This window comes from Streptomyces tricolor (assembly GCF_002155905.1).
Taxonomy (GTDB): domain Bacteria; phylum Actinomycetota; class Actinomycetes; order Streptomycetales; family Streptomycetaceae; genus Streptomyces; species Streptomyces tricolor.
The window spans coordinates 1-11,296 of the sequence record NZ_MUMF01000052.1 but is presented as its reverse complement, the minus strand read 5'-3'; the positions used below and the strand labels follow the sequence as shown (position 1 = coordinate 11,296).

Genomic DNA, 11,296 nt, shown 5'->3' with positions numbered 1-11,296 from the left:
GGCGCCCCGCGGGGCGCCTTTCTCGCGTCCGGCCGCCTTCTCGGGCGAGGGCGCCGTCCCGGGCGGGTGCCTCTCCCGGACGGGTGCCTCTCCCGGACGGGCCGGGCAGGCGCGGCCCGACGTGCGGGACACCGCTCCCCGTCGTAGGACGGAAGCACACGGGGCCCGCCCCGGGTCCCACCGCCTCCCAGGAGGAGCCATGACCCAGTCCGGAATGATGCCCGCCCTCACCCAGCAGATGCAGGACTGCATCGACGCCTGCATGAACTGCCACAACATCTGCGAGGAGACCATGAGCTCCTGCATGCAGCAGGGCGGCCAGGCGCAGATGCAGATCATGCGCGCGCTCATGGACTGTTCCGAGACGACCCGCATGTGCGCCGACATGATGATGCGGCGCTCGCCCATGTCCGGCGACATGTGCATGGTCTGCGCGAAGGCGTGCCAGATGTGCGCCGAGGCGTGTATGTCCATGCCCGACGACCAGCAGATGATGCGCTGCGCCGAGGCGTGTCGCCGCTGCGCGGAGACCTGTCGGGCGATGGCGGGCGCCAGCATGTGACCCACCGCGACACGGCCGAGGGCACCCCGCGGGGTGCCCTCGGAACCGGTGCGCGCGCCGCCGTCAGTTGCCGGAGACGGTGACCTTCTCGTCGTTGTTCAACTGGTCCACCAGCGTCTTCACCTTCGCCTTGTCCCAGACCAGGTTGCCGCCGGAGGAGCCGGAGATCGGCATGTTCATCGAGGTGCCGTCACCGCCGCTGACGCCCTTCATCGCCCAGAACATCGACGCCAGGTCCCACAGCGACATGTCCTTGTCGACGATCAGGGAGTCCAGGCCCGCGCCCATGGTCGGGTAGAACTTGAACGGGTTCAGCACCGTCGACGGGGTGGCGACCTGGTGCGCCAGCGCGGCCAGGAACTTCTGCTGGTTCTTGGTGCGTTGCAGGTCGGAGGCGGCGAACGCGTGCCGGGTCCGCACGAAGGCGAGCGCCTGCTGGCCGTCCAGGGTCTGCTTGCCGGCCTTGAAGTCGGCGCCGGACCACTTGTCCTTGAAGCCCTTCTCGATGTCGATCTCGACACCGCCCACCGCGTCCACGATGTTCGCGAAGCCCTGGAAGCCGATCTCCACGTAGTGGTCGATGCGCAGACCGGTGTTGGCCTCGATCGCGCGCACCAGCAGCGTCGGCCCGTCCTCGGAGTAGGTCGCGTTCAGCTTCGCGTGCCGGCCCTGTGCCGGGTAGACCTTCCCGGACGTCGAGCCCTGGTACGACGGCACGACCACGTCCGAGTCGCGCGGCAGCGAGATCAGCGTGTCGCCGTTGTCGCCGACGTGCAGGATCATCATCGAGTCGGTGCGCTTGCCCTTGGCGCCGCCGGTGTGCAGCCGCTTCTCGTCCTCCTTGGACATGCCCTCACGGCTGTCCGAGCCGACGATCAGGTAGTTGGTGCCCTCGCCGCCCTCCGGCCGGTCGATGACCTTCGACAGGTCCACCTCGCGGCGCAGCTTGGAGTCGGCCCAGAAGTAGGTCGCGATCGAGGTGACGACCAGCACGGCCGCCAGCGTGATCGCGGTCCACTTGATCCGGCGCCGCCAGTTCGGCGCGGGGCGCGGGGACCGGGTGGACGCACCCGCCGGAGCGCCCGGCCCCCGGCCGCCGGGGGTGCCGTACACCTGGCCCGTGTTGTAGCCGCTGTCGTAGCCGTCCTCGTGCCCCTGGCCGTCGACGTACGACGGCTGCTGCGGCACTCCGGCCGCGTACGGCGGCGCCGCCGGGCCGGGGTCGCCGTGCGCCGAGCGCGGTCCGGGCGGCACCGGGCCGCGCCGCACCTGACGCATCACGCGGGCACTCTCCGGCTGCGCGCCGGCACTGCCGCGTCCGTAGCGCGGGCCGCGGTTGTCGTCGGACCATCCCTCGGGCCAGTCATTCATGCGCCCCAGTGTGCCGGGCGCCGATATGTGCTCGACAAGGGATGTCGGAAAATCAGGGCCGCGCTGTTGCGAACCCGACACAAATTCCGCGAATGCGGCCTCGGCATAAGGTGGAGGGCATGACAGACCAGGCCACGGACAGGGATCCGGACATGGAACCGGACATCCCGGGCAAGCCCACGTCCGCCTCGCGCACCACCCTCAGCCACATCATGACCCACAACGACACCAACCTGCTGGGGACGGTGCACGGCGGGGTGATCATGAAGCTGGTCGACGACGCGGCGGGCGCGGTGGCGGGCCGCCACTCCGGCGGCCCCGCCGTCACCGCGTCCATGGACGAGATGGCGTTCCTCGAACCGGTCCGCGTCGGTGACCTGGTCCACGTCAAGGCGCAGGTGAACTGGACCGGCCGGACCTCCATGGAGGTCGGCGTGCGGGTCCTCGCCGAGCGCTGGAACGAGTCGACCCCGCCCACCCAGGTCGGCTCCGCCTACCTGGTCTTCGCCGCCGTCGACGCCGACGGCAAGCCGCGCCGGGTGCCGCCGGTCATACCGGAGACCGACCGCGACCGCCGCCGCTACCAGGAGGCCCAGATCCGCCGCACCCACCGGCTGGCCCGCCGCCGGGCGATCCGGGAGCTGCGCGAGCAGCGGGCGGCGGAGGGCTTCGAGGACTGACCGGAGTCGGAGCAGCGCCGGGAGCGCACCCTCAGCACACCACCTCGTTGCCCCGCACCACCGTCTCCTCGGGCCGCGCGGGGTCCTCGAACCGCACCTTGCGCACGTTCTTGAAATCCGCGCCCGCCGTCACCTTCAGCATCGGCCCCTGCCCCGGGACGGCCCGCAGCTCGGCGCCCGGCAGGGCCGCGGCCAGCGAGCGGGCGGAGCGGTCCCAGCGAGGGTCGTAGGAGATCACCGTGCGCGGCACACGGGCGGGCGCGGTCACCGGCTGGCGGGTGGTGGCGAAGCCGGTCGCCGCGAGCGCCGCGTCGACCCGCTTGGCCAGCCCGGCCGTGCCGGTGCCGTTCGCCACCTGGACCCGGATCGTGTCCGGGGCCACCTCCACCGGCACCGGAGCCGCGGCCGGGTCACGGCGCGGCTGGTCCGCGGCGAGCGGCCGGTCGTCGCGCACCGCCCCGAACAGCCGCTCCGCCTTCGCCGGATCCCATTTCAGGGTCGACCCGATGCCCTTGACCTGGAAGTTCATCTGCCCGATGGGGACGGTGGTGAACTCGGAGGAGGACGGGGAGAAGTTCCGCATCGCGCGGCCGAGGTCGAGCAGCTCGTCGGTGCCGAAGCCCGCGTCGGCGCGGACCGAGCCGAGCACCGCCCGGGTCACGTCCCGGAACCGCATCGGGTTAAGCAGCACCCCGGAGGAGGTCGCCTTGTCCAGCAGCGCGGCCAGGAACCGCTGCTGCCGCTTCATCCGCCCGAGGTCGCTGGCGCCGTCGAGGTGCCGGGCCCGCACGTACTGCAGCGCCTGCCCGCCCAGCAGGGTGTGCGTGCCGGGCGCCAGGTCGAGCCCGGTGTACTTGTCCTTCAGCGGCGTCGGTGTGCACACCTTCACCCCGCCGAGCACGTCCACGGTCCTCATGAAGCTGGTGAAGTCGACCTCCAGGTAGTGGTCGATCTTCACATGGGTCATGTTCTCGACCGTCCGGATGGTCAGCTGGGGCCCGCCCTCGGCGTAGGCCGCGTTCAGCTTGACCGGGTGCGGGCCGTGCCGGCGCCCGGAGTTCTGGTCGACGTGCGCGGGCATGTCGGCGTAGGAGTCGCGCGGCAGGCTGACCACGGTGGCCCGCTCCCGGTCCTCCGAGATGTGCACGATCATCATCGTGTCGGTGCAGTGGCAGGGCTGCCCGCCCAGCCGGTAGGCGCGCCGGTCCTGCTCGCTGATCTTGTCGCGACCGTCGGTGCCGACCAGCAGCAGGTTCATGCCGTGGCCGGCCCGGGGCCGGTTCTTCATGTCCTTGAAGGCGTCGATCCGGGCGATGCCCGCGTCCAGACTGGTGACGACCGCATGCCCGATCCCGGCGGAGGCCAGCACCACCACCGACAGCGTGGTGACCGCCCGCATGGCCCAGCGTGGCCGCCGCGGCGGCCGGACGGAGCGCACCGGCCGCTCGGGCGGGCGCGGCACACGGCGGGGCGGGTGCGGGCGGCGCTGCGGACGCGCCGGGGACCGAGGCGGGCTGGGCAAGGAGGACACCTCCGGACGAGGCCGTACGTGGGATCCGGGAGCACAGTAGGCCGATACGATCTCCAGCCCGCGCCGCAGGCCCGGCGGCGCGCATCCGTGTCCCCCGTTCGCGGTAACGTGAGGCTCCTATGAACGCCAAGCCCGACGTGCGGCTCCCCGCCGTTTCAGTGATCATGCCCGTCCTCAACGAGGAGCGGCATCTGCGCGGGGCCGTCCAAGCGATCCTCGCGCAGGAGTACGCCGGCGAGATGGAGGTCGTGATCGCCCTGGGTCCGTCCACGGACCGCACGGACGAGATCGCCGCCGAGCTGGTCCGTGACGACCCGCGCGTGCACACCGTCCCGAACCCCACCGGCCGCACCCCGGCCGCGCTGAACGCGGCGATCAAGGCGTCCCGGCATCCGATCGTGGTCCGGGTCGACGGCCACGGCATGCTCTCGCCGAACTACATCGCCACCGCCGTGCGCCTCCTGGAGGAGACCGGCGCGCAGAACGTCGGCGGCATCATGCACGCCGAGGGCGAGAACGACTGGGAGCACGCGGTGGCCGCCGCGATGACCTCGAAGATCGGCGTCGGCAACGCGGCCTTCCACACCGGCGGCCAGGCCGGCCCGGCCGAGACGGTGTATCTCGGCGTCTTCCGCCGTGAGGCGCTGGAGCAGCAGGGCGGTTACAACGAGGAGTTCATCCGCGCCCAGGACTGGGAGCTGAACTTCCGGATCCGCGAGGCGGGCGGGCTCATCTGGTTCTCGCCCGAGCTGAAGGTGTCGTACCGGCCGCGGCCGTCGGTGCGGGCGCTGGCCAAGCAGTACAAGGACTACGGCCGCTGGCGGCACGTCGTCGCCCGCTACCACGCCGGCTCCATCAACCTGCGCTACCTCGCCCCGCCCACGGCGGTGTGCGCGATAGCGGCGGGCCTGGTGGTGGGCGCGGCGCTGACCCCGTGGGGCTTCGTGATCCCGGGCGGCTACCTGGCCGCGATCGTCGCGGGCTCCGTCCCGGCCGGCAAGGGGCTGCCCCTGAAGGCCCGGCTGCAGATCCCGGTGGCCCTCGCCACCATGCACATGTCCTGGGGCTGGGGCTTCCTGACCAGCCCGAAGTCCCTGGCGAAGAAGGTCATCGCGTCCCGGCGGCCCGCGGTCCTCGACCCCGCCTGACGAACCCGCGAGGGCCCCTCCTGCCCGAGGAGGGGCCCTTTCACGTCGGCTCCGAGAGGGGCCCGTTCACGTCGGCGGGGCCTCCGTCAGCTCCACTGGTAGGGCTTGTACACGTCCATGCACGTCGACTTGTCCGAGCCGTTGACGGCGTCGGTGCCCTCGGGCAGGTCTCCGGCCTTCGGTTCGGACTTCTTGGGGTAGGCGCTGCCGGAGCGCCAGTCCGCGCCGACGACCACCGTGACCCCCGACACGTCGGTCGACTTCTGTACCGCGCTCATCGGGATGCCCAGCGCCTTGGCCACCGCCTGCGCGTCGCCCTCCAGGTCCGCGCTCGGATACCGCACGACCGTCCTGTCCTCGGCGAGGCTCCCCGAGACATCGGCCTGTGCCCGGCCGTAGCCCTTCTGCACGAGCACCTGGCTGATCGCCGACGCCCGCTGCCGCACCGCGGCCTCGGTGGTGGTCCGGGTGGCGTTCTGCACCAGCACCCCGAGCCGGGCCGCGTCGACCGAGGGCTTCTTGGCCGACTCCTCCTTGCCCGCGCCCTTCTTGGACCCGGACTTCCCGCCGTTCTTGTCGAACGGCACGTCGTCCTGGAGCATCTGCCACATCCTGTCGGCCTTGGCCGCGTCCGGGACGACGTGGTTGTTGGGGTCGGCCGGGTCCGGGACGTTGGGCATCGTCACGCTGGTGATGCGGTCGGCGGGCACCGACTTCATCTGCATGCCCAGGTCGTACAGCTTCTTGACCGTGCCGATCTCCTCGGAGACCTTCAGGGACTTGGTGGCCGCCTCGGCCAGGTCCATCAGCCGCCCGGTGTCGGTGAACACGTTCTGCTGCTTGAGCGTGCGGATCATCGAGTTCAGGTACATGTGCTGGGCGCGGGCCCGCATCAGGTCGCTGCCCCAGGCGTGCCGGGTGCGCAGCCACTGCAGGGCCGTCTCGCCGTAGACCTTCTGCCGTCCGGCCTTCAGCTTCAGCCCGGAGCCGCCGCGCTGGCTGGGCGTCGAGTGGTCCCACACGTTCTGCTTGACGCAGACCTCGACACCGCCGACGGCGTCCGCCATCTTCACCACGCCCGCGAAGTCGATCGTCATCCAGTGGTCGATGTAGACCCCGGTGAGATTCTCCCAGGTGAGCAGCGTGCAACCGGCCCCGCCACGGCCCAGGGTGACGTTGATGATGTCGTTCGTCGCCGGATAGACCTTGCCCGTCTCGGGGTCCGTGCACTTGGGGATGTCCACCCGGGTGTCCCGCGGAATGCTGACCATGGCGGCGCTCTTGCGGTCCGCCGAGAGGTGGATCAGCATCTGCACGTCCGCGAGCGGCGGGTCGCCGACGTGGTCCCGGCTGCCGCCGAGCTTCAGGTTCTCCTTGGAGTTCCGGCTGTCGGAGCCGATCAGCAGGATGTTGAGCGGGGTCTGGCCGGCCGCGTTCGGTGCGGTCCGGTGCGCCTTGGAGTCGTCGCCGTTGGCGCGCGCGCCCTTCTGGATGTTGCCGTTGAGATGCCGGTAGTACAGGTATCCGGCGCCCGCGGTGCCGAGTATCACCACCGCCAGCACGGTCGCCGACCAGCGCAGCACGCGCCGTCTGCGCCGCCGCCGGTCGGTCTTCGGACCGCCCGCCCGCCGCCCGCCGCCGCGCCGGCCGGACCGCGCCGGCGCGTCCGTGGTCCGCGCCGTGAGCGGCATCGTGTCCTCGACCGCCGGAGCCTCCCCGCGCACCTCGCTCTGCGCCAAACTCCCTGCCCTCCCCACCCTTGCGCCAAGCAACGGGCCCGTCCCGCGTCGGGTTAGACGCACGACGGGCCCCTTGGGTTACCTACGAGGCGCACTTCACCTTGTCTGCCGTGGACTTGTCGACGTCCGGAGCCTTCGCCGACGGAGTGAGGGAGACCCCCGCACCCTTGAAGTCCTTGCCCAGGGTCAGCGTCATCGCCGGCAGCCCCTGGGAGTTGGTCACGCTCTTGCCCGGCTTCAGCGCGGCCCCGGACAGACCCATGAGCGCGGCCAGCCGGCGTGCCTGGGCCGCCTGGTCCGGCGCGTACTCCAGCGTCGTCTTGCTCAGCGCGGCGGGCGCGTTGCCGGCGTTCTCCGACTTGGTCACGCCCTCCTCGTTCTGCAGCCAGCTCAGCACCGCCTGTGCGCTGCCGGTCTCCGCCCCGCCGTTGAGGATGCGCACCCGCACCTCGGAGGCGGGCGCCTTGGGGCCCTTGAGCCGGGCGGCCTGGGCGTCCTTCGCCGCCTTCTGCTTCTTCTTCACCTCGGTGAAGGAGACGTCGTTCCTGATGGCGTCGAAGACCGCGGGGGCCTTCTCCTTGTTCAGCACGACCGTGCTCTTGACCTTCTCCGCAGGGTTGTCCACCACCGGCACCGTGGTGAAGGTCAGGTTCTTCGGGTTGAGCTTGCCCAGCTCCAGACCCAGGTCCTTCAGCTTGCCGATGCTGTCCAGCTTGTCGTCGACGGTCAGCGCCTTGGTGCCCGCCTCCGCCAGCTTCACCATCTTCGTCGGACTGGTGAGCGTGTCGTTCCCCTTCAGCTTGCGCATCAGCGCGCTCAGGAACTGCTGCTGGAGCCCGATCCGGCTCAGGTCGCCGCCGAAACCGACGGAGTGCCGGGTGCGCACGAACGCCAGCGCCTGCTCACCGGAGATGTTGTGGGTGCCCTTGGACAGCTTCAGATGCGAGTCCGGGTCGTCGATGTCCTTGGCCAGGCACACCTCGACCCCGCCGACCGCCTCGGTCAGCGTCTTGACCGCGTTGAAGTCGGCGACCATGAAGTCGTCCGGCGTGATCCCGGTCAGCTCGGTCACCGTGCGCATGGTGCAGCTCGGCGTACGGTCGTCCTGACCGAGGCTGGTGTTGAAGCGGACGCCCTCGGAGCCCGGGATGACCTTCTGGCTGCCGTCCTCCTGCTGGGTCGGGCAGTCCGGGATGTCCACGATCAGGTCACGCGGGATGCTCAGCGCGGTGGCGTTGGACCGGTCCTTGGAGACGTGCAGCAGGATCGTGGTGTCGGCGTGCCCGGCACTGCCCGCGTCGCCGTAACCCTCGTTGCCCTGGCCGGTGCGCTTGTCGGTGCCGATCAGCAGGATGTTGATCGCCTCGTCCTTGCGGAAGCCGCCGGTGCTGGCGCCGTCGTCGGAGATGGAGGTGATGTTGTCGTTCAGGTGCTTGATGTACAGGTAGCCGGCGGCCGTCACGGCGACCAGCACGAAGGCCATGGACCCGCCGGTCCACAGCAGCGCCTTCTTCGCCGTCGACTTCTTCTTCACCGGACGCCGGGACGCGCGCCGCCCCTGGGGTGCCTCCGGCTCGGCGCCGCGGCGGCGAGCCGAGCGCGGGGCCGGCACGTCGGTGCCGCGCGCCCGGGACGGCTGCCGGGCCTCCCCGGTCGCCTGCCGGGTCTCCCCGGCCGCCTGCCGCGCCTCCCCGGCCGTCTGCCGGGTACGGCCGGCGGTCGCGGCGCCGCCGTCCCGGGGGGACGGTCTGCGCGGTCCGGGAACCGGCGGCTGCGCTGCGGAAGGGCTCAGTCGCAGTTCGTATTCGCCGGTGTTCGGATTGAGTACCCACTGGTCTGCGGGATCGATGTTGTCCGCCCGCCCACGGCCTTGCGCGTCCACGGTTGTCCGAATCCTCCGTCGGGGCCACGCGGCGCCTTCCCCCTCCAAGGCGCTCGGGTCTCGGTGAATCAGTGCACGACCCCAGGACGGACCTCGCGGCCAGGTGCACCGGATCGCTCACACTATCCGCCCAGTTCAGCGTGGGGCGACGCCGGTGACAAATTCCACCTGCCTACAACCGGGCAATCCCCCTCATTTTCTGAACGGAAGTTCTCGACTTCGGCCGCGCGCCTTACTCGCAGCTCTGTTCGGCGGCGGTGTTCCCGCGAAACGTCGGCGCGGGCGAGGGGCCGTCCGGCCCGTCCGACCCTGTGTCCTGCCCGGGAACTTTCTGTGAATTCTCCCGGCTCACCACCACCGGCTGGTCCGCCCGCAGCCGCGCGAACAGCTTCTCGGCCTCCGGCTCCACGAGTTGATCACGGTTGGCGTCGTAGACGTACGACTCTCTCGGCACCGTCAGGAACTGGGTGCGTTCGGTGGGAATGTCACGCAGCCCGCGCACCAAATGGTACAAGCCACGCAGACTCGCCAATTCCGGATCGGTGGTCAGTGCGGAGGTCGCCGCGTCCAGCACCGGATACAGCTTCACCGGATTCAGCAGGACGTCATTGCTCTGCACCTTGTTGACGAGCGCGCCGAGGAAGCGCTGCTGCCGTTCGATCCGATCGGTGTCGCTGCCGTTGCCGAGCGATTTGCGGGCCCGTACGAACCCGAGCGCCTGCTCCCCGTCGAGCGTGACCCTCCCCGCGGGCAGCTTCAGCTTCGCCGCTTTGTCGTCGATGGGCTCTCGCAGGCACACCTCGACCCCGTCGACGGCGTCCACCATCTCCTTGAACCCCCGGAAGTCCACGACCATGTGATGGTCGACGCGGATGCCGGTCAGCTGCTCGACGGTCCGGATCGTGCACGCCGAACCGCCCACCTGAAAGGCGTGGTTGAACATCGCGAACACCGGGTCGCTGCGCCTGCCGTCCTCCCGCCGGCAGCTCGGGATGTCCACCATCAGGTCCCGGGGCAGCGAGACGGCGGTGGCGCTGTGCCGGTCGGCGGCCAGGTGGAGCAGGATCGTCGTGTCCGACCGCTCGGTGCCGAGGTCCCTGCCGTACTTGTCGTTCCCGTCCCCGGCCCGGGTGTCGGACCCGATCAGCAGGATGTTCTGCGCGCCCCGCGCCAGCGCGGTGGGCCGCTCCTTCTCGTACCGCGCGAGTTCGGCGGCGGCGGCCTCGTCGGGGGTGATGTTGGCGCTGAGCTTGGTGTACACGGCCCAGCCGGCTCCGGCGGCCGCGGCGAGGAGCACGGCGGCCCCCAGCGCGGAGCCGTGCAGCCACCGCCGCCGCCGACGCCGTATCAGCCCGTCCCCGGTGGCCGAGGCTCCCGCTCCCGGACCGGGACCGAGGGGCCTGCCTGCGGTGTCGGTCACGGTGAGGCCATCCCCTCATGGCGTACGAGCGTCGCGTCCTGCCCTTACGACGATGGCCGGGGAGGGGTGCCGGAGCGCCCTTTAGTTACTCCGAACGGGTGACTGCGGCCGGTCCGTGGGGGTGGGGGACAGCGACGGACCGGCAACCTGGAAGGCGGCCCTACCGCCGAACGGCGGTCACCCGCTCGCTCTCCACCCGCTTGGCGAAGCGGTCCTCGTCCAGCCGCTCCAGATTCCGGCACAGCACCACGGACCCCCCGACGGCCAACGGCGAGAACAGCCCCGCGCCGAGCCCCTCCCAGGTGTCGTACGGCAGCCCCGACAGCAACCGGGACCCGGGACCCGTCAGCCCCAGCGACGGCGCCTGAGCGGAAGCCCGCTCGACCACCTCCGCCCCGCTGAACTCCCGCCCCGCGACGATGAGCGCCGGCTCCTCCGGGTCCACCGGGGCGAACGGGGCGAACCGGTCACCCTGCCCCGGTACTTCCAGGGCGTAGTCGAGGAAGCCGTCCGGCGGCTGCGGGAAACGCCCGCCCAGGGGGCGCAGTGCCAGCGCCACCCGCTCGCCCCGGCAGGCCCGCGCGGCCTCCAGGGAGTCGGGCCCGCTCACCACGACGTCGGCCGCCGCCGGATCCCCGGCGACGTCCGCGACCGCACCCACCGAGGAGCAGGCCAGCAGCCACACCGCCGTCTGCCAGTGCGCGGGCAGCAGCAGCGCGACCCGGTCGCCGGGCCCGGCGGAGAGGTCGCCCTGGAGGAGGTTCGCGGTCTTGGCCACCCAATTGGCGAAGGTGGCCACGGACAGTTCGACGCGTTCGCCCGTGGCGTCGTCGTAGAAGGTCACCAGCGGGCGGCCGGGGTCCGCGGCGAGCGCGGAAGTCAGCAGGTCGGCAGGGGTGCGATCGGTGGCGTTCACCCGGCACAGGGTACGCGCGGGCGGGCGCGCGCGTACCCTGTGCCGGG

The 11,296-nt window shown here is 71.2% G+C and carries 9 protein-coding genes; 3 read left to right on the top strand and 6 right to left on the bottom strand.

All coding sequences use genetic code 11. From position 1 onward, the window contains the following. Positions 1–199: 199 nt before the first annotated feature. Entirely contained in the window at positions 200–562 is a 363-nt protein-coding gene (locus CCN44_RS04290) for a four-helix bundle copper-binding protein (RefSeq protein ID WP_059251125.1), read from the top strand. 63 nt (positions 563–625) lie between these two features. Here CCN44_RS04290 and CCN44_RS04285 read toward each other — a convergent pair whose 3' ends face one another. After that, entirely contained in the window at positions 626–1,933 is a 1,308-nt protein-coding gene (locus tag CCN44_RS04285; RefSeq protein WP_189397179.1) for an LCP family protein, read from the bottom strand. A gap of 92 nt (positions 1,934–2,025) precedes the next feature. Between CCN44_RS04285 and CCN44_RS04280 the strand changes: the two genes are divergently transcribed. Continuing rightward, positions 2,026–2,613, top strand: coding sequence for an acyl-CoA thioesterase (locus tag CCN44_RS04280; protein WP_079081057.1), 588 nt, complete (start codon positions 2,026–2,028; stop codon positions 2,611–2,613). A gap of 31 nt (positions 2,614–2,644) precedes the next feature. On the opposite strand, the gene CCN44_RS04275 is transcribed toward CCN44_RS04280, so the two are convergent. Next, on the bottom strand, positions 2,645–4,135 hold the full coding sequence (locus CCN44_RS04275) for an LCP family protein (RefSeq protein WP_451761792.1): 1,491 nt from the start codon (positions 4,133–4,135) through the stop codon (positions 2,645–2,647). 128 nt (positions 4,136–4,263) lie between these two features. Between CCN44_RS04275 and CCN44_RS04270 the strand changes: the two genes are divergently transcribed. Then, positions 4,264–5,292: a glycosyltransferase family 2 protein gene (locus tag CCN44_RS04270; RefSeq protein ID WP_086696887.1), complete on the top strand. Its 1,029-nt coding sequence runs from the start codon at positions 4,264–4,266 to the stop codon at positions 5,290–5,292. A gap of 86 nt (positions 5,293–5,378) precedes the next feature. On the opposite strand, the gene CCN44_RS04265 is transcribed toward CCN44_RS04270, so the two are convergent. From CCN44_RS04265 to CCN44_RS04250, 4 genes are all read right to left on the bottom strand, one after another. Beyond that, complete coding sequence (locus CCN44_RS04265) at positions 5,379–6,983, bottom strand: LCP family protein (RefSeq protein WP_059255119.1); 1,605 nt, start codon at positions 6,981–6,983, stop codon at positions 5,379–5,381. A 130-nt stretch (positions 6,984–7,113) separates the two neighbouring features. Beyond that, positions 7,114–8,913, bottom strand: a complete 1,800-nt coding sequence (locus tag CCN44_RS04260) for an LCP family protein (protein WP_059251133.1) — start codon at positions 8,911–8,913, stop codon at positions 7,114–7,116. 232 nt (positions 8,914–9,145) lie between these two features. Continuing rightward, the gene (locus CCN44_RS04255) at positions 9,146–10,333 is read right to left on the bottom strand and encodes an LCP family protein (protein WP_086696886.1); all 1,188 of its coding nucleotides are present in this window, start codon (positions 10,331–10,333) and stop codon (positions 9,146–9,148) included. Positions 10,334–10,493: 160 nt separating this feature from the next. After that, entirely contained in the window at positions 10,494–11,249 is a 756-nt protein-coding gene (locus CCN44_RS04250) for a TIGR03089 family protein (protein ID WP_086696885.1), read from the bottom strand. Between the last annotated feature and the right edge of the window lie 47 nt (positions 11,250–11,296).

What these genes read in the sequence shown, in the direction of transcription:
- CCN44_RS04265 (WP_059255119.1), bottom strand. Translation starts at nt 6,983, where the DNA reads ATGCCGCTCACGGCGCGGACCACGGACGCGCCGGCGCGGTCCGGCCGG.
- CCN44_RS04270 (WP_086696887.1), top strand. Translation starts at nt 4,264, where the DNA reads ATGAACGCCAAGCCCGACGTGCGGCTCCCCGCCGTTTCAGTGATCATG.
- CCN44_RS04290 (WP_059251125.1), top strand. Translation starts at nt 200, where the DNA reads ATGACCCAGTCCGGAATGATGCCCGCCCTCACCCAGCAGATGCAGGAC.
- CCN44_RS04285 (WP_189397179.1), bottom strand. Translation starts at nt 1,933, where the DNA reads ATGAATGACTGGCCCGAGGGATGGTCCGACGACAACCGCGGCCCGCGC.
- CCN44_RS04280 (WP_079081057.1), top strand. Translation starts at nt 2,026, where the DNA reads ATGCGGCCTCGGCATAAGGTGGAGGGCATGACAGACCAGGCCACGGAC.